General features: G+C 29.7%; 19 protein-coding genes. 3 read left to right on the top strand and 16 right to left on the bottom strand.

The annotated features are described in order from the left end of the window. Nucleotides 1-108 precede the first annotated feature (108 nt). The 5 genes from JJD95_RS12325 to JJD95_RS12305 form a co-directional block, all read right to left on the bottom strand. The gene (locus JJD95_RS12325) at nucleotides 109-1,992 is read right to left on the bottom strand and encodes a family 20 glycosylhydrolase (RefSeq protein ID WP_291643327.1); all 1,884 of its coding nucleotides are present in this window, start codon (nucleotides 1,990-1,992) and stop codon (nucleotides 109-111) included. A gap of 47 nt (nucleotides 1,993-2,039) precedes the next feature. After that, nucleotides 2,040-3,035 carry a type II CAAX endopeptidase family protein gene (locus JJD95_RS12320; RefSeq protein ID WP_291643326.1) on the bottom strand — a complete coding sequence of 332 codons (996 nt, stop codon included), beginning with the start codon at nucleotides 3,033-3,035 and terminating at the stop codon, nucleotides 2,040-2,042. Nucleotides 3,036-3,375: 340 nt separating this feature from the next. After that, nucleotides 3,376-5,352, bottom strand: coding sequence for a dihydrolipoyl dehydrogenase (gene lpdA / locus JJD95_RS12315; protein WP_291643325.1), 1,977 nt, complete (start codon nucleotides 5,350-5,352; stop codon nucleotides 3,376-3,378). Between the two features lie 78 nt (nucleotides 5,353-5,430). Then, nucleotides 5,431-5,787 (bottom strand): carboxymuconolactone decarboxylase family protein, encoded by a 357-nt coding sequence (locus JJD95_RS12310; RefSeq protein WP_291643324.1) that lies wholly within the window; start codon nucleotides 5,785-5,787, stop codon nucleotides 5,431-5,433. A gap of 84 nt (nucleotides 5,788-5,871) precedes the next feature. Then, the gene (locus JJD95_RS12305) at nucleotides 5,872-6,294 is read right to left on the bottom strand and encodes a MarR family winged helix-turn-helix transcriptional regulator (protein ID WP_291643323.1); all 423 of its coding nucleotides are present in this window, start codon (nucleotides 6,292-6,294) and stop codon (nucleotides 5,872-5,874) included. Nucleotides 6,295-6,565: 271 nt separating this feature from the next. On the opposite strand from JJD95_RS12305, the gene JJD95_RS12300 reads away from it, so the two are divergent. The 3 genes from JJD95_RS12300 to JJD95_RS12290 all read left to right on the top strand — a co-directional run bounded on the left by JJD95_RS12300 (nucleotide 6,566) and on the right by JJD95_RS12290 (nucleotide 9,070). Beyond that, nucleotides 6,566-6,847 (top strand): SHOCT domain-containing protein, encoded by a 282-nt coding sequence (locus JJD95_RS12300; RefSeq protein WP_291643322.1) that lies wholly within the window; start codon nucleotides 6,566-6,568, stop codon nucleotides 6,845-6,847. A gap of 93 nt (nucleotides 6,848-6,940) precedes the next feature. Further along, nucleotides 6,941-7,636, top strand: a complete 696-nt coding sequence (locus JJD95_RS12295) for a response regulator transcription factor (protein WP_291643321.1) — start codon at nucleotides 6,941-6,943, stop codon at nucleotides 7,634-7,636. 45 nt (nucleotides 7,637-7,681) lie between these two features. Further along, nucleotides 7,682-9,070, top strand: a complete 1,389-nt coding sequence (locus JJD95_RS12290; protein ID WP_291643320.1) for a HAMP domain-containing sensor histidine kinase — start codon at nucleotides 7,682-7,684, stop codon at nucleotides 9,068-9,070. Between the two features lie 56 nt (nucleotides 9,071-9,126). Here JJD95_RS12290 and JJD95_RS12285 read toward each other — a convergent pair whose 3' ends face one another. From JJD95_RS12285 to JJD95_RS12235, 11 genes are all read right to left on the bottom strand, one after another. After that, nucleotides 9,127-9,828: a DUF421 domain-containing protein gene (locus tag JJD95_RS12285; protein WP_291643319.1), complete on the bottom strand. Its 702-nt coding sequence runs from the start codon at nucleotides 9,826-9,828 to the stop codon at nucleotides 9,127-9,129. A gap of 16 nt (nucleotides 9,829-9,844) precedes the next feature. Then, nucleotides 9,845-10,543 carry a YetF domain-containing protein gene (locus tag JJD95_RS12280; protein ID WP_291643318.1) on the bottom strand — a complete coding sequence of 233 codons (699 nt, stop codon included), beginning with the start codon at nucleotides 10,541-10,543 and terminating at the stop codon, nucleotides 9,845-9,847. A gap of 72 nt (nucleotides 10,544-10,615) precedes the next feature. Beyond that, complete coding sequence (locus tag JJD95_RS12275) at nucleotides 10,616-11,077, bottom strand: spore coat protein (RefSeq protein WP_291643317.1); 462 nt, start codon at nucleotides 11,075-11,077, stop codon at nucleotides 10,616-10,618. A gap of 152 nt (nucleotides 11,078-11,229) precedes the next feature. Then, nucleotides 11,230-11,376: an LDCC motif putative metal-binding protein gene (locus JJD95_RS12270; protein WP_291643316.1), complete on the bottom strand. Its 147-nt coding sequence runs from the start codon at nucleotides 11,374-11,376 to the stop codon at nucleotides 11,230-11,232. A gap of 117 nt (nucleotides 11,377-11,493) precedes the next feature. Further along, nucleotides 11,494-12,504, bottom strand: coding sequence for a phosphodiester glycosidase family protein (locus JJD95_RS12265; RefSeq protein WP_291643315.1), 1,011 nt, complete (start codon nucleotides 12,502-12,504; stop codon nucleotides 11,494-11,496). 151 nt (nucleotides 12,505-12,655) lie between these two features. After that, nucleotides 12,656-14,044 (bottom strand): HAMP domain-containing sensor histidine kinase, encoded by a 1,389-nt coding sequence (locus JJD95_RS12260; protein WP_291643314.1) that lies wholly within the window; start codon nucleotides 14,042-14,044, stop codon nucleotides 12,656-12,658. Further along, nucleotides 14,025-14,705: a response regulator transcription factor gene (locus JJD95_RS12255; protein WP_291643313.1), complete on the bottom strand. Its 681-nt coding sequence runs from the start codon at nucleotides 14,703-14,705 to the stop codon at nucleotides 14,025-14,027. Before JJD95_RS12255 ends, JJD95_RS12260 begins: the two co-directional genes overlap by 20 nt. A 53-nt stretch (nucleotides 14,706-14,758) precedes the next feature. Continuing rightward, on the bottom strand, nucleotides 14,759-16,075 hold the full coding sequence (locus tag JJD95_RS12250) for a bifunctional DedA family/phosphatase PAP2 family protein (protein WP_291643312.1): 1,317 nt from the start codon (nucleotides 16,073-16,075) through the stop codon (nucleotides 14,759-14,761). 36 nt (nucleotides 16,076-16,111) lie between these two features. Then, nucleotides 16,112-16,669 carry a phosphatase PAP2 family protein gene (locus JJD95_RS12245; protein WP_291643311.1) on the bottom strand — a complete coding sequence of 186 codons (558 nt, stop codon included), beginning with the start codon at nucleotides 16,667-16,669 and terminating at the stop codon, nucleotides 16,112-16,114. A 474-nt stretch (nucleotides 16,670-17,143) separates the two neighbouring features. Further along, complete coding sequence (locus tag JJD95_RS12240; RefSeq protein WP_291643310.1) at nucleotides 17,144-17,404, bottom strand: SHOCT domain-containing protein; 261 nt, start codon at nucleotides 17,402-17,404, stop codon at nucleotides 17,144-17,146. Nucleotides 17,405-17,733: 329 nt separating this feature from the next. Continuing rightward, on the bottom strand, nucleotides 17,734-17,877 hold the full coding sequence (locus JJD95_RS12235; protein WP_367114816.1) for a transposase: 144 nt from the start codon (nucleotides 17,875-17,877) through the stop codon (nucleotides 17,734-17,736).

Genomic DNA, 17,877 nt, shown 5'->3' with positions numbered 1-17,877 from the left:
CGGTTTTCTTGTATACGGTAAGAATATAGGAGCAGATAAAGCAAATGACATAATAAAAATTTAATGACAGAAGTTATAAACCTTCTGCCATTTTTATAATACTTATTTTCAATTCCTTTTTAGTAACAATGACTCATAATATCTTAAAGTATTTTCTAATCTATAAATACTTTTTTCAAGGCCCCCTAGTCTATTCCTTGCAAGCCATATTTCCTTATAATCTTTAATAAGAACCCTCATCTGAGCAATAGTACTGATGATTATACCTTTATATATATCTTTATCAGATTCACCCTTTATGTGTTTTTTTACAATACCTATATCTGCACTAATTTTTATAAGTTGGGCTGCACTTTTAAGTTCCTTATATAAAAGCTCTGAATCTTTAGACTTAATATCAGAAAATTTAACGCTACTCATTAATTTATCAACATATTTTTTTATTTCATACAATGTTTCAATTTCTATCTTATCAACCCATTTATAATCATCATTATTAGAAAATAGGATAGAGAAAATGTTTGTCCTATTAGATAAATATTCTTTTTCTATATTATAATAGTTTCCAAGATCCATAATGAATTTACCGCTTATATTATTATTATCAAGCGTTATGAATTTATCAATATATGCAGCTATATTTACATTTTTATTTTTTTTCACATTCCAACTAAGCGCAGCACCATAAATAAAACCCGGATAACTAAAAGGCAAATATTGCCAATGACCATTGTCTCCCCAATCGGTAATAAGGAATCCATTAGCTCCATATTTTTTACCATTTATTGCAGCGTTTAATAAACTACCTTTCATGTTATCTGTACGACCTGAGATAGAATTCCAACTACTCGTACCAGGACATACATAAAATGGCACTTTATTTTCAAAATAACTTTTACAATTCTCTTCAAACGGGTGGTTTTTTTCATATCCCCACTCTAATGCAATCATATCCTTTGGTAGTTGTGGAATTAATTCAGGATGTTGAGTTATAATATCTCCCCACACCATCATTTTTTTATTATACTTCTTTGTAAGCCCATATATTTTCATAATATAATTAAGATATATATTCCCAACCCCAATTTTATCACTGAGTTCCTTACTTTTACCTCTACCGAGTTCAAAAGGTTCATCACATCCAACATTTAAAAGATCCGATGTATAGTATGGTATTAAGTCTCCGTATATTTTATCCACAAGCTCAATTGACATTGGATCTTCTGGATTAAGGGTACCTGATTTAGTATTATATCCATATGCATCCAAACAACCTTCTGGTGATTCAGCTAAATGCTTAAAAGCATCCTTTTCAAGCCAGCTTTCCATATGACCAAAGCTATTTTGATTTGGTACGAGTTCTATAAATCTATCTTTACAATAATCATTAATTTCTAGAATTTCTTCACCAGTTATTGGGTTTTCATGCTTCCATAAATCAGGCATTGATTGATAAGCAAAAGAAAACCCTTCAATATAAATTTGTATCTGATTTATTTTAAGATCAGCAAACATATCAATTAATTTATACAGAGTTTTCATTTTAGGAATTTTGTTTCTACTTATATCAAGCATTACACCTCTTACCTTAAAATCAGGCTTATCGCTAATTGTCATGCATGGTATATAGCGTTTATATTGATTTATAATTTGCTTTAACGTTATAGTACCATAAAAAGCTCCTGCTATAGTTCCATAATATATAACAATGCCACCTTTATTTATTTCGAGTTTATACTCTTCATTTAAAAGATTATTATCTCTTATTATCGATATTCCACTTTCTAAATAATTATCACTTCCAGTTAAAATATCAACACAAATAGAAGTATATTCATATATTGCTTTTTTTAATCCCTTACTGGTTTTAAATAGCTGCTCTTTATCCTTTTCCTCAATATATATATAGGCTTCATTTGAAAGCGTAAAAGCACCCTCATAATTTGTAATTTGTTCAGGTATTGGAACAATTAAAAGCTGTTTTCTAGTCATTTCTACCACCCCTTTTATACATTTTATGACTTTATTCCTTACTTATACTAATAACTTGAAACCACCAGTAGAGTAATAACAACAAAATATATAGCTAGTGGTATATATTGCTTTTTATCCGTATCAAAAACTTCTTCTTTTATTTCTACATAAGTTTCTCCTATTTCCATATAGTCCTCTTTTACTAATTCTAAGCCTTCCTTTTCCTCTTTAATTCCTTTTAGTCTTCTTAGGCTTATAAATAATATAGTCCCACCAACTAGAAAAAATACAAACGCACCAAATAATGTTGCTGTAGGTGCTCGATTCATTGCATCAGCTTTAGCCCCTTCTTGCACTACATCTAGCCCCTCCTTTTCCATAAGTTTCATGTATGCCATTGCTACTTTACTTAAACTAAAGGATATTGCATTATTTACTCCGTGAAGTAGCATACTTCCTAATATCGAACCAGTATATTCACGTATTTTTAGTAAAATAAGTCCTAAAAACATTACATATATAATTTGCATTACATTGCCATGAAAGCTTGCAAATATTGCGGTTATTATAAAATATTTTAATTTTCTATTCATTCCTTCATAAGCATCTAATAAAACGCCCCTGAAGAATATCTCTTCAAAAAATGCTGGAATCAAAACTACCACTACGAGTCCTATTAATGTTGAGCTATTGCTTAGCAAATCTGTTATTACCTTACTATCTTCTGCTACAACTTTGAATAACCTCATACTTATAATATTAATACCAACTGCAAAAATATATGTACCAACTGTTGCAAACAAAATTGCAATAACTTGTTTTATAGAAATTTTCTTAATAACCATTACATTTTTAAAACTTCTTTTTGTAATCTTACAATATAATAAAGAAATTCCCCCAAGTGCTAAAACACTAGCAACACCAGAAATGATTAATGAAGTGTTTCCATCCCTTTCAACATTTATTCCCAATAATACGCTTGCAATAATAGGTATTAAAATAAATAATGATAACGCTACTAATAATAAAATATTACCTAATAATATTTTTTTATTTTCCATAAATTCACTCCTCTATCTTCTTTGTAAATATTATAATCAAATAAGGTATACAAGTATTTACTCATATACCATTTGATAATTTCTGCTATAACTCTATTTTAACTCTTTTTGTTCCAGATTCATAGATACCACATATCATTTTTTGTGTTTTTATATTTGTTTTGTATGACTTACACCCCCATATCCCTTAACTCCACCTCTATAGATTGCTAATATCTTCTCAAATATTGCTAATTTTAATTTATAATATTAATAAAAGCTCAAGACTAATAAAATTAAGTCTTGAGCTTTTATTAATATTATAATTCCCATACTGTATATAATAGACCTCATTGCACTATTATGCAGAATGAATGGCCCCTCCATCTAAAGAAAGTGCTGCTTCATGAATTACTTCTGCTGTTGTAGGATGAGCATGTATAGTTTCAGCTATTGCTTCTGCAGTTAAGTTATTCTTAATTGCTAGAGTAAGCACTGCAATTAAATCTGTAGCATGTAGCCCCACAATACCTGCACCAATTAATCTATTTGTATTTTTATCTCTTATAATTTTAATAAAGCCATCGCTTTCTCCATAGGATAGAGCTTTTCCGTTACCTGCAAATGCGAATTTGCCTACTTCTACTTCTATTCCCTGCTGTTTTGCCGCTTTTTCACCTAAACCAACCATGGCAATCTCAGGTTCTGTAAAAATTGCAGCAGGAACTGCTGAATAATCCATATCACAAGGTTTACCCATTATATTTTTTGCTGCTACAACGCCTTGGTGAGATGCTACATGAGCAAGTAATAAAGCATTATTTACATCTCCAATAGCATATATATTGGGAATATTAGTTTGCATTTTAGAATTGACCTTAACTCCTCTTCCTCTATCGTTTAATTCTACTCCTACATTTTCTAGTCCAAGTCCCTCAAAATATGGAGTTCTTCCTACAGCTAAAAGCACTTTGTCTGCTATTATAAATTTATCTTTACCATCTTGTACAAAACGAACCATACATTCATCACTTTCAGTATCACAAATTTCTGCTACCTTAGCGGAATTATATAGCTTAATTCCTCTTTGTTCTGCACTTTTTTTATTTACTTCGCATATGTCCTCATCACAGTTTATAAGACATTTATCAAAGAACTCTACCACTGAAACTTCAGTACCAAAACTAGCATAAATATAAGCAAACTCCATACCAATAACGCCACCGCCTACAACTACTAATTTCTTTGGAATCTCTTTAAGACAAAGAGCATCACTGCTATCAATTACATGTTTATTGTCAATACCCTTAATAGGAATTATTGCTGATTTAGAACCTGTAGCAATAACAATGTTTTTTGCTTTAATAGTAACCTCTTGTGTTTTACTTTTCACTAATACACTTTCCTTATTAACGATTTCAGCAACTCCATAAATAACCTTTATTTTGTTTGCTTTCATTAAATACTCAACACCTGTAACAAGTTGTGTTACAACCTTATCTTTTCTAGCAATAACCTTTTCCATGTTAACCCCGACATTTTCAGCATAACATCCAAATTCGTCGGCCTTTTTCAAGGTCTCTAAAACCTGTGCAGACCTAACTAAGGTTTTAGTAGGAATACATCCCCAATTTAAACAAGTTCCACCTAGTTTTTCTTTTTCTATCAATATAACTTTTGCTCCTAATTTAGCAGCTTGAATTGCAGCTACATATCCGCCAGGACCCCCACCAATTATAGTAACGTCACTTTCCATTTCGATTTTTGCTGGCTTTATATTTTTAAAGTAGTCAAAGCTATCGGTAGCAGTACTTCCAGTTTTAGCAGCTGTATTCTCAGCTTTAGACGCTAACACTCCATTTATTTGTGCTAATACCTTATCTCCATTAACTGAGTCTCCTACTGTTACATTAATGCTCTCAATAGTTCCCTGTACTTTTGAATTAATAGTACTTGTACCCTTTCCAGCTTCTATCTCAAAAATAGCATCATTTAGCTTAACAGTATCTCCCACATTCTTTAAGACTTTAGTTATTTTTATTTCTTCCTTTTTACCTGATTTAACATCTATGTTTTCAGCTTTAGTGGCTGTATTATCAGCTTTAGCCGCTAATTCTCCATTTATTTGTGCTAATACCTTATCTCCATTAACTGAGTCTCCTGCTGTTACATTAATACTCTCAATAGTTCCCTGTGCTTTTGAATTAATAGTGCTTGTACCCTTTCCAGCTTCTATCTCAAAAATCGCATCATTTAGCTTAACAGTATCTCCCACATTTTTTAAGACTTTAGTTATTTTTGTTTGCTCATTTTTACCTAACTTAACTTCTATATTCATTTTTTCCCCTTTCCCTAATAAGAAATAAAGCAACTCATGCTGCATTATTTCTTCTGCATCATAGCTACTTTATTTTTGTTATTTATTAAAATCGTTTTGGAATTCTTCAATACAATCCATAAGTAATGTTACACTATAAGCCATTGAAGGACCACCACCAAAAGCAACAGCAACCATAGCTGCTTCAATTATTTCTTCTTTTGTAGCACCTGCTTCGAATGATTTATATACATGGAATACTATGCAGTACTCACAACGACTATAAGCTCCAACAGTTACACTCATTAACTCCTTAGTCTTTGTATCTAATGCACCTGGTTTATATGTTGTACCAAGCAGGTTCATAAATGCACCTACATGTTCTGCATTAGTTTCCCCCAATTTTTGTAATCCACCCATGAAATCGTTTAACATTGCTCTAACATCTTTAGCCATATTCATTACCCCCTAAATTATTTGCTATCCTAATGATTAGTATAGCAAGTATTTATTGAAAAAGCAATAGTTTATGATAAATATTTAACTAATATTTATCATAAACTTTTGCAGTACTCTTTTAAATACTTCAATTTCCTCATTTGTAATGCCAATTGAAAAAAAATCACTCATTTTTTGTCCTTCTGGTAAAAGCTCTTCAATTTTCTCTTTACCTTTTGACGTAAGTTTAATATATTTAACTCTTCTATCTTCTTTGGTCTGAGTTCTTATAATTAAACCTTCTTCTGCCATTCTGTCTAATAGCCTTGCCACACTAGACTCTTTAATGTCCATCTTTTCTCCTAATTCCTTCTGGCTCTGGTCTCCATATTTTAATAAATAATACATAGCTATCCACTGGACCCTTGTTACACCAAATGGAATTAATCTTTCATTAAACATATCTGCCATTTTCTTTGATGTCTTACTATTTATGAAACACACACAGGATTCAATATCAAACATTACAGCCTCCTAGATTCTATGAACGTATATTCTCATACTTTTATTTATTATATATTATATATTATATATTATTTATTATTTTTAATCAATTTATGTACAATTTCAAATTGAGATTATCCTTCTAAGACTACCATTCGTCACTACCTTAATATCTTTACAGCTGAAATAAATCTATGTTTTTTCTGGTTTTCTTCATATTTCCTCCATAATTACAGTATATAATTTAAGTATGTTAGATTTAAATATAAACTTGTAGAGGGAGGTTATTTATATGTTTTGTAGAGGGTTTTCGGGTTCCGGTTATGGACACTTTGGCGGATATGGCGGTGGCGGAATGTTCATAATGATGGGATTGGGATTTTTAATATTTTTAGCATTAGTTTTCACAGTTTTTAAACTAATGAAAAATCACCCACATTCTAATTTATCGTCATCAAATAATTTGGGATTCAATACTTCAGCATTGAATATACTAAATGAAAGATTAGCTAAAGGCGAAATTGATGAGGAAGAGTATGCTAAAAAGAAAATAATTTTAAATCAGAAAAACTAGGGTATTTACCCTAGTTTTTCTGATACTGTATTGGATTAAATTTATCATTAGCGTATACTATAAATACTACATTAAAATATAGGAGTGAAAAAAATGGATGATAAAATTAGAATTTTAGTAGTTGATGATGAACAGAAAGTTTTAAATGTAATTGAAGCATATTTATTAAAAGAAGGCTTCGATGTTTTAACTTCATTAGATGGTGAAGAAGCCCTGAAACTATTTGAAAACGAACAAATTCATTTGATTATATTGGATCTAATGCTTCCCAAAATTTCTGGTGAAAAAGTATGCAACAAAATCAGGGCTACCTCTTCAGTGCCCATTATTATGCTAACAGCAAAAATTGAGGAAGATAATAAAATAGAAGGTCTTGCTATTGGTGCTGATGATTATATAACAAAGCCCTTTAGCAATAGGGAACTTGTTAGTAGAGTTAAAGCTATTATTAGAAGAACTTATAGAGATACCAGGCCCCTGGCACAACTATTAATTATTAATAATGGTGATCTTGAAATTGATATTGAAAAAATGATTGTAAAAAAACAAGGCCACCCTATTACTTTGACTTCAAATGAGTTTAAAATTTTAATTGCGCTTTTAACTAACCCAGGACAGGTTTTTTCAAGAGATCAATTAGTAAATAAAGCTTTTGGGATTGATTATGATGGTTTTGATAGAACTATTGATACTCATATTAAAAATCTTAGGCAAAAAATAGAGGATGACTCTAAGAAACCAATATATATACTTTCCGTGTATGGAATGGGATATAAATTCCAAGGTTAACTTTTTATTTCTATAAATTTTAATGAAAATGTGAGGTGAATTGAAATGAATCTATCTTTAACAAAAAAATTATCCTTGGGCTTTCTTCTTACTGCAATTGTGTCTATACTTATTGCAGTTTTAATTTCAAATTCTATGATTGGTAAAAAATTTAACACCTACTTAATTGATGAACATAAAAGTAAGTTAAGTGAAATTACAACTAGAGCAAATAGTTTATATGACCAAAATACAGGTTTTTCAGCCAATAGTAAAGATGAATTATTAAGGTACGCTAGTGCTGAGAAATTATACATTGAAGTTAAAGATAAAAATGGAGTGGTTGTTTTCACTTCAGGCAATTCAACTTTACAAGACAATACAATGATGGGTTCTATGATGAACTCAATGATGAATAATTTTTCAGAAATTAAGCCTGGAGAATACATTGAAGAAAATTATCCTTTAATGAAAAACAATAAAAATGTAGGTAGCATAGTCTTCGGTTATTATGGAACATCCTATTTAAACACTGCTGCGCTGACCTTTAAAATGACCTTAAATCAATCCTTCTTTCTTTCCGGTTTTATTGCTTTGATTTTCGGGTTAATAGTAAGCATCCTTTTATCGAAACAAATATCCTCACCACTAACAAAAATTACTGCTACTGCTAATAAAATTAGAGATGGTGATTTAAAAGCTAGATCTCAGGTTGTATCTAAAACCACAGAAATAAGTGATTTAAATGCTTCAATAAACTATCTCGCGGAAACCTTACAAAACCAAGAACTACTTAGAAAACGATTGACATCTGATATTGCCCACGAACTCAGGACTCCTCTTACCAATTTAAAATCACATGTAGAGGCACTTTTAGATAAGGTTTGGGAGCCAACAGATGATATGCTTACAAACTTTTATGAAGAAATACAGCGATTAATAAAACTGGTGGAAGGCCTTAATGATATAGCGAAACTCGAGCAAACAAATCTAAATTTAAATAAATCTAGATTTAACTTGTCCTTAGAACTGGAAAAAGTAATAACATCTTTTGAACCATTATATAATAATTCACATTCAAAAATCTATTCAAATTTAATATCAAATATAGAAGTTTTTATGGATAAAGATAAATTTTCACAAATAATGTACAATTTGCTTTCAAACTCACTTAAATACCTCAATGAAAATGGAGAAGTTTTTGTAACCCTAAAGGATAAAAATGAAAATATTATTTTAGAAGTAAAGGATAATGGAATTGGAATTTCTGAAAAAGACTTGCCTTACATCTTCGAAAGATTTTATAGAAGTGATGAATCTCGCAATAAAAAAACTGGTGGTTCAGGAATAGGTCTAACAATTGTAAAATCAATTGTGCAGGCCCATAATGGTACAATTAATGTAACAAGTACACTCGGGGAAGGAAGTAGCTTTACCATTACTATTCCTAAATAAAAAATCATGTCAAAAGAAAAGTACTCTTTTGACATGGCTATCTAAATTCTATATTGTTAATCTTTTTTAGCAACATATAATTTTTTAAAACTATCTATGGTAGCAAGATAAACATTGGTTATATCATTTACGTTATACATAGCAAGATTATTCATAAGCCACTGCTTGTCTAACCCGGATTTCATTAGATTTTCTTCGAATAATTTTCCATCATTAATAATAACCAAAGGTAAGTCTACTGGTTTAGCCATTAAATTTAAATCTATTGGAGTAACCGGTCTAAGAGATTCCTTTTTTATAGTACTAAAATGGCCATTGGGTTCTAGAATTACATATTTAACTTCCGAAATATCAAAAATATTCTTAATCCTTAGTTCACTCATGAGCAAATCAACATTTATAAAGTGTTTTTTCAAATTCTTTCTTATTATCTTCCCATCATCTATTAAAATTATAGGTTTGCCGTTAAAAAACAAAGATAATGTTCTATTTTTCAAAGATATAAAACTGAATATATAATGCCAAAAGAACAATGTTAATAATGGAACAAGTATATACGTAAAGGAGACCTTTCCATCTAATAATGGAGCAACGGTTAGTGCTCCAAGTATCCATACCAATGTAAAATCATAGGCAGTAAGTTGAGCTACAGTTCTTTTTAATACATATCTTCCTACAAAAAAAGCTATTATACCTACTATAAAGGTTCTTATGATATACCCTACCAGTGAAATATCTTCAATAACACCGAAAACCATCAGTATAAACTCCTTCCTATGGACTTATATATAATTTTTTATCTGTAGTTAAAAGTCCTAAATAAATATCATTTATATTATCAATATTATTAGATTTAAGCTCCTTGTCAATCCAATTATAATTTAAGCTATTCCTTTTAAGAATCTTTTCATCTATTTTCCCTTTATAAATAAGAATTTGGGATAGTGTATCTTGTGAGGGTTCCATTGCCATGTCTATTTTAGTTATAGGAAGATTATTGTTATTTACAGCAACACTAAAATCGCCAGTGGATTCAGCTATTAAAAACCCTACTTTTTCAAGGTTAGATACATCTTTTTGCCTTAATATTGAAATCAAATTATCAAGCGTTAACATTGCTTTTGAAAGATTATTTTTAATTAACTTTCCATTTTTAATTAGTATGATAGGTTTTTGAGAAACTACCGATGGAGCTTTAAAATATAAATATGAAATAAACAAATTAATTAAAGTGTATACTATAATTATAGGTATTGCATCTACTAATCTTGCTTTAGGGTTGACCATACGAGATGCAGCAATGTGACTAATTCCCGCAGCCATTAAAAAATTATATGAAGTTAATATACCAGGCTGACGAAATCCCATTACCTTAGTTGAACCAAATAACATAAAGTATAAAATAGATGCTCTAGTAAATAATTCAAGTATATTTAATGTTTCTCCCTGAAAGAAAATAGTATGTAAATTCATAAAACCACCTCTAATAATTTAACAAAAAGATAAATTTAATATTTTTTTAAATTTATCTTTTTATATAAAATTTTATTTCACATTATACATTCCATGGCTACTCATATAATTAAAGAGCTCTTCACCATGCCTTTGTTCATCTTGTTGGATATGTTGCATTGCTTGCCTAACTATAGGCTCTGCAGATTCAAAAACGTCAATATCATATGTGCCTGAAACATATTTTTCCGTGGATAATAAGTCGGTGCAAAGTATTTTGTCATGTTGATTATTCATAGCTACTGGTGGAGTGCTTTGAACTACCGGTTGTTGAGTTTGTTGACTGTGGCTTAAATTTGGTTGTTGCCCTTGAAGCATTTCATTAATAATATTATAGTGGTGTTGTTTTTCACCAGAGAGTTTTGTACAAAGTTGCTTCAATTGTGGTTCTGTAGCTTGCTGGGAGTAATCTTTATATTTTTCAACACAAACTTCCTCTTGGAGCTTTCCATCTTCTAAAAACATTCTTTCCTTTTGACTAAGCTGTATTTGCATATTAATATCACCTCTTATAGAGTAATTTAACCAATAAACAATTATTTTATGTATATAAATTAATGCTGTGAGTAATTATTAAGCTACAATATTATATTATAAAAATATACTTAAAGACTTTGACAAAAAAAATAAAACTCCAAACTGGAGTTTTATTTTTGTTTTTTATTTTGTGCTGTTTTTTTACTCTTACTTGAGTTTAATCCACAACAATCTAGTTTTTTATTACCAAAAGATTCTTCATTGGCCTTTTCCATACCTTTTAAAAAGTTATCATACCACTTCTTTAATTTTTTCAATTTCAGACCTCCAATAAATTTATTTCACATAATCATTTATATTATTTGCGTTTAATATTAATATTATTTATGAGTTTAGTTTAACATTTTTATGTGAAGATAATATGAATATTACTTCTATTCTACATATATAATTGAACATATAGCTCTTTCTCCTAAGCTGTCGCTAGGGTTGTTTATAATTTCATCATTATAATATAGTGCAGAAGAAGAACCTCCATCTAAGTTAGAAGCATTATAAGCCCCATATTCATACAATATGTCTTGTACTTCTCTTAATGTAGCTCCTATACTACCTATTTGCCTGCCGTCGATGACTAATAATATTATTGCTCCATCTTTCCTTTGTGCGATAGATGTTCTAGGTGCTATACCCCAGCCACCATCACCCTTATTAATAGTCTTCACTCCATTAACTATCAAAGCTGGTCCAAAAGTTACTGCCTGCGTTACTAAATCTTTTTTCATTTCCTTAATGCTATGGTTGCCAACTAATAGCTTTCCCGATTTAGTTAATGCCACTACCTCTCCCTCTTTATCTTCATTTATTATATTATTATAAACAGTTTTTCCATTAGACATTATAACCCCTATTGGATTTGCTCCCTTTCCAGACCAATGTGGTCCTGCTGCTTCATCCGTAAATCCACCACCATTAACCGCCGCTATTGCGTTATTGGCTTTTGCGATTTCCCTTGTTAGTTGACCTTCGTTACCCAAATTATTGCTGTAACCTACTTTTATCCTAGTTGGGTCACTAATTACTAGAATATGTCCTTTAAATTTTCTCCCTTTGATATCATATCTTTGGATACTGTTATCATTTAAATTTTCTACCTTTACACCAAAATTTTCATCATCTACGTTGTTCTGAACTATAGTTTCTGCTAATTGGTCCTTTATAATTTGTTTTATTTTTTTATCTGATAAAAATGATGTCGCCATCCATTGTAATGTAGAAGTAGTCATCGCTGCACCCACCACTGTAGTCTTCACATTTTTAAAAGGGCCATAATAAACCATATATGGGCCTGTACTTATTGTGAAAATTAATTCAAATATTATAAATAATAAAACCAATTTCCTTGTACTTCTTTTGGTTTTTATGCTATTTTTTATTTTTATCATGATTCCCATCCTTTTTTATTAAGTGTTATCTAGGTTTTCCTTTTCATATTATATATTTAAAAGATTAAAATCAGATTAAAATATCTAAAGTTTAGTTTGAGGGTTGTAATTTCCAATAAAAAAACACCTTCATAACAGATAAATCTGAAATCTAGATGTTTAATATTATAATTATTTTTGTTCCCGTGCCTTCCTCACTTTCTGCATTTAAAGTTCCTCCATGTACATCTACAATCCATTTAGCAATAGATAGTCCAAGACCTGTGCCACCTTTTTCTTTAGATCTAGATTTATCTACAGTGTAGAATCTTTCAAATATACTTTTAATTTCCCCTCTCGGTATCCCTATACCATTATCACTAACAGTAATTTCCACTGTTTTATTTTTAATTTCTGAACTTATATCAATCTTTCCTTGTTTTGGTGTGAATTTAATACTGTTATCGATAAATATCCTAATCATCTGCTTTATCATTTTATAGTCTGCATAAATACTAACAGTATCATTTATATCACTTGATATTATATGGCTATTATCTATAATCCTACTTTCTCTCACCACCTCATTAATAAGTTCATTAAGACAAAAAATTTCTTTCTCTATTTTGAGATTTCCACTATCACCTTTGGCAAGATATAATAGCCTTTCCACTAAATCTCCCATATTACTAGACTCCAACTTAATAGCATAAATAGATTTTTCTAAGGCTTCTCTGTCATCTTTTCCCCATCTATCTAGTAGGTTTGCATAGCCCTTTATAACCGCAATTGGTGTTCTAAGTTCGTGAGAAGCATCAGCTACAAACTGATTTTGTCTATTAAATGATTCTTGAAGCCTATCTGTCATCTTGTTAAAGGTATTACCTAATCTTTTAAGTTCATCATCTGGACCATTTACATCTATTCTTTCTTTTAAATTATTAATGCTAATATTATCAGCAGCTTTAATAATATTATTTATAGGTTTAAGCATCCTTTTGCTTATAAGGTATCCTAATATAATTGAAGCAATAATACCTAAAAAATCAGCTATTGCCATAAAAGTAAATAGAATTTTAAGGAAATCATATTCATTATCCATATCCTTAACTATTTGAACATATACCACACCATATTCTTTTGTTTTAATCCTTAAATTTTTATATACCAAACGTTTATCATGTTCTTCAAAAATTTTTATTTTATCAAAAGGTTCTTTAATTTCAACATTGTAATTAAATTCATCTGGTATATTTAGTGATTTTCCATTTCCCTGAACTATATTTATAAATATGTTTTGTTTAGATGGAGTATCCGAAAATAGTTGAGTATCAGATAAATCTATATTCTCATTATGTAATGTAATCTTATTTAGAACAATTGTACCCATATCGTCTACCTGTTTATTTGCTTGATTATATAAATAATATTTTATTCCATATAAAATAGATGCGTTTAATAAAAGCAATATTAAAGAAAAGATAAAAGCATAAATAAACGTTAGCTTTACAGAAATTTTTGCACTTTTTATAATTTTAGAATTAATTGCTTTTAATAACATATCCTACTCCTCTTATAGTAATTATAAGTTTATCTTTAAACCCTTCATCAATTTTGATTCTCAAATGTCTTATAAATACATCAACTACGTTTGTGTCCCCTTCATAGTCATAGACCCATACTATTTCAATTAACTGTTCCCTTGTAAGCACAACATTTTTATTAATCATGAGCACCTCTAAAAGATCATACTCTTTTTTTGTAAGTTCAATTATCTCATCATTCCTCTTAACCTCGTGAGTTTTATTATACATAACAATATCCTTTACTTTGATTTCATCTGGCTTATTGCTTATAGATTTATTTCTTTCATACACCCTTATCCTTGCTAATAGCTCTTCTATTGCAAATGGTTTTGTGAGATAATCATTTGCACCTACATCCAGCCCTAAAACTTTGTCTGATATATCACTTTTTGCAGTAAGCATAATTATTGGAACCTGGGAACCTTTTCTTATTCTTCTACAAACCTCTATTCCATTGAGTCCAGGTATCATAATATCAAGAAGTATTAAATTATACTCGCTTTTCTCAGATAAATTTAGGCCTTCGCGTCCATCATAAACTACATCAACTTTATATCCCTCATGATCTAATTCCATTTCGATAAACATTGCCATTTGCTTTTCATCTTCCACTAAAAGAATTTTAAAATCTTTCAAATTACCACTTTCCTTCCTATAATAAAATAGCGAGCATAAACCCACTATATACACTATAACTGTATTTTAGGTATTATACGATAAACTTCCAATAAAATAATATTTATTGTAAGCCAAACCCCACCAAAAATATACCCCGCATAAACATCACTTGGATATTCAGTTTGAAAGAATATCGGACTTATCCCCGAAGCGATACAAATAAATAACGTTATAATTAAGACAGCTGTTTTGACCCAATTTCTATTTACATTACGTAGTATTAAAAAAGCAAAAAAACCATATGCAACAATTGCCATTAAAGATTGATTACTTGGAAACGTATATTTACTATTTTCTATTAGGCTTATTGAAGAAGGCCCCAAACGCCTAAAAACATGCCTTAATGTTACTTGTAAAACTTCTCCGCCACCAATTACAAACAATAAAAACTGAATTTCAAGAATTTTACTTCTACCTCTTTTTATAATCCATATAAACATGAGAATAGTAAATGGTACTAATACTTTAATTGAGCTTATTAATTTAAATACCCCCATCAAATGCGACCATTTGGAAGTAAAAATTGCTTTCGCTAAATAGGATACAACAATGTCAAATTGACCAAATTCATACGCTAGATAATCTTGTACTACACCAATTACGAGAATGAAAAACCCGAGAAAAGCTACTGCTACCGTAGCTATAGCAACTTTCATTTTCCCCATAGAATGGAATGTAATTATTGTCTTATTCAATATTTTATATGTAAACTCAATTATTTGTGATTTATGATTTCTATAAACATAAATAATAATCATAATTAAAGCTATAGTTAAACTGCCAATAATTAAATATTTTGATATATAACTATGAAACTTATCCCAGTTTGGTCCTAGAACCTTACCTAAAGAAATAAAAGTAGCAGTCCATATAAAAGCTCCCAAATATGCATTTAACGCAAATCTTTTATAAGGAATTTCCGTTATACCTGAAAAATACCCCGTAATATGCCTAACTCCAGGGATGAAACATGCTAAAATCAATAATTTATTACCAGATGACTTAAACCACTTCGACGTTTTGTCCATTTGAGCGGGTCCTAGATGAATATATGAGCCATATTTCTCAAAAAATCTTATTCCTAACTTAGCTCCAACAAAATAAGATATTGTAATTCCCATTATTACTCCAGCTGTAGCTACGAGGATACTTATACCCCAATTCATTTTAGATTGATAAACAAGAAAACCACAGTATGTCATCATTAATTCACCCGGAAGAGGAAATGCAATTAATTCAAGCACTAGGGCACTAAACAAAATTATATATCCATAATTATTAATTAATTCTATTACAGAATTCAAAACATCACATCCAATCTTCACCATTTATAAATATTTGTAATTTGCACAATGAATGTTCTCTTATATTCTAGCCTTAAGAGCCTTAATATTATTCTTATCTTTATCGAACAAGTAAATTATTATTCCACTGCACATAACCCCTAAAACTATACCTGCCAAAATATCAGTAGGATAATGTACATATAAATATAATCTTGAAAACCCTATTAAAGATGCTAAACCCAAAAATCCAACTGCATAACGTTTAAAATATTTTGCAAGTACCCCAGCCACTGCGAATGAGGAAGTAGTATGCCCGGACGGAAACGAATAGGATAAAGGCTTTGCAATTAAAAGGTCCCATGATGGTATACCATCTGATGGCCTTATACGCTTAACTACGTTTTTCAATATTTCTTCTCCTAAAATTGTGCTTAGTATTAAAGCACCTAAAGCCATAAAACCTATTTTTCTATATTTTTTATTAAACATAAGTATCGCTATTATTATAATCCATATGATCCCCCCATTTCCTAAGTATGTTGCTATAACCATGCTTTTATCCATAATAGTTCCATGCATGTTATTTTCTATATACAATAATATTGAGCTATCAAATTTTTGTATTAATTGTATCATTTTCTCCATCCTCCTTTTTCTACGTTTTTTTTGCTATATGTGTCTATAAACATTCCACTATTTTATATTATATACTTATAATATTAAAATCAGATTAAAAAAGGTTTAGATTTAGCTTAAATTTATAAAAATTGTATACAAATAACCTAACAGGTGGTAAGTTGTATAATGAAATGACTGAAGAGTAACAAAAAAATAAAGACTCAAGAGAAATACTCTTGTATAATGTTAATTTACTAAACCAACATATACGGGAGGATTTTGCATGAGTCAATTAAATTTTATCACTATCACCTAAGATATTATATTGTTTATTAGTGCTATATTCTAATTTAACCTAATGGGCTATCCATCTCCCATCCTCATAGGTGGGAGATGGATAGCCCTTGGCTTTAGGTTTAAAAGTACTACAGGAGTTTCCAGCTGGTGACTCTACTTTATTATCACCATTAGATCCTCAACTGCTTATATAATTTAGAGTTTTTTATTATTTGATAATGCATTTTTTTTACTGTTATATTCTTCTTCATTTATTTCCCCACGGGCAAATCTTTCATTTAAGATATCTAATGAATTATCTCTAGTTCTTACATCCTTAATATTTTTATTTTGAAATAGTTTATATATTGCAAATACAACAATTGCAATTATAATTATAGGAATAATCATTCCAAATACTCCTCCCATCATATTGTTTCCATATCCATATCCATATCCATATCCATATCTCATCATATTAAATCATCCTTCCTTTAATTTTTATTTTGTTTATCCATTAATTAATCTTAATTATTTTAAGTTTGCTATATTTTTTTCTGTGATTGTTTTTCTCTATGCATTTATTCTACTGCTCAATTGTGGAGTAATTATGAAGCTTATACTATTTATTCTAAATATTTTTAAAAATCCTATATTAATAAAATGACCAAGCATTATAATTGGATAATACTTGGGCATTTTCATATTTTAATTTAATTGTATTTTAACTCTAAGCTATTTCTATTTTTACAACGAATTAGGTAGAAAGCCAATATCCCTTTAGGGTAGTGGATGAATACCGTTTTTTATCCTTGATTTTGTATATATTTTTCGATTGTCTCTTTTGATATTTGCCCTATACTACAAGCAAAATAGCCATCGCCCCAAAATGTATTCTCATTCCAAAGTTGTCTTTTTAAATAAATATGGTTATTATTTTGTCTCCATAT

The sequence above is a fragment of the Clostridium sp. genome, assembly GCF_016650035.1.
In the GTDB taxonomy this organism is placed as follows: domain Bacteria; phylum Bacillota; class Clostridia; order Clostridiales; family Clostridiaceae; genus Clostridium_AD.
This window is presented reverse-complemented; position numbering and strand designations above follow the sequence as displayed.

Bases quoted from the DNA above. Each gene is read 5' to 3' on its own strand.
- JJD95_RS12250 (WP_291643312.1), bottom strand. From the start codon at position 16,075: ATGGTGAAGATTGGATGTGATGTTTTGAATTCTGTAATAGAATTAATT.
- JJD95_RS12320 (WP_291643326.1), bottom strand. From the start codon at position 3,035: ATGGAAAATAAAAAAATATTATTAGGTAATATTTTATTATTAGTAGCG.
- JJD95_RS12260 (WP_291643314.1), bottom strand. From the start codon at position 14,044: ATGTTATTAAAAGCAATTAATTCTAAAATTATAAAAAGTGCAAAAATT.
- JJD95_RS12275 (WP_291643317.1), bottom strand. From the start codon at position 11,077: ATGCAAATACAGCTTAGTCAAAAGGAAAGAATGTTTTTAGAAGATGGA.
- JJD95_RS12290 (WP_291643320.1), top strand. From the start codon at position 7,682: ATGAATCTATCTTTAACAAAAAAATTATCCTTGGGCTTTCTTCTTACT.
- JJD95_RS12305 (WP_291643323.1), bottom strand. From the start codon at position 6,294: ATGTTTGATATTGAATCCTGTGTGTGTTTCATAAATAGTAAGACATCA.
- JJD95_RS12285 (WP_291643319.1), bottom strand. From the start codon at position 9,828: ATGGTTTTCGGTGTTATTGAAGATATTTCACTGGTAGGGTATATCATA.
- JJD95_RS12300 (WP_291643322.1), top strand. From the start codon at position 6,566: ATGTTTTGTAGAGGGTTTTCGGGTTCCGGTTATGGACACTTTGGCGGA.
- JJD95_RS12280 (WP_291643318.1), bottom strand. From the start codon at position 10,543: ATGAATTTACATACTATTTTCTTTCAGGGAGAAACATTAAATATACTT.
- JJD95_RS12310 (WP_291643324.1), bottom strand. From the start codon at position 5,787: ATGGCTAAAGATGTTAGAGCAATGTTAAACGATTTCATGGGTGGATTA.
- JJD95_RS12245 (WP_291643311.1), bottom strand. From the start codon at position 16,669: ATGATACAATTAATACAAAAATTTGATAGCTCAATATTATTGTATATA.
- JJD95_RS12240 (WP_291643310.1), bottom strand. From the start codon at position 17,404: ATGATGAGATATGGATATGGATATGGATATGGATATGGAAACAATATG.
- JJD95_RS12325 (WP_291643327.1), bottom strand. From the start codon at position 1,992: ATGACTAGAAAACAGCTTTTAATTGTTCCAATACCTGAACAAATTACA.
- JJD95_RS12265 (WP_291643315.1), bottom strand. From the start codon at position 12,504: ATGATAAAAATAAAAAATAGCATAAAAACCAAAAGAAGTACAAGGAAA.
- lpdA (WP_291643325.1), bottom strand. From the start codon at position 5,352: ATGAATATAGAAGTTAAGTTAGGTAAAAATGAGCAAACAAAAATAACT.
- JJD95_RS12295 (WP_291643321.1), top strand. From the start codon at position 6,941: ATGGATGATAAAATTAGAATTTTAGTAGTTGATGATGAACAGAAAGTT.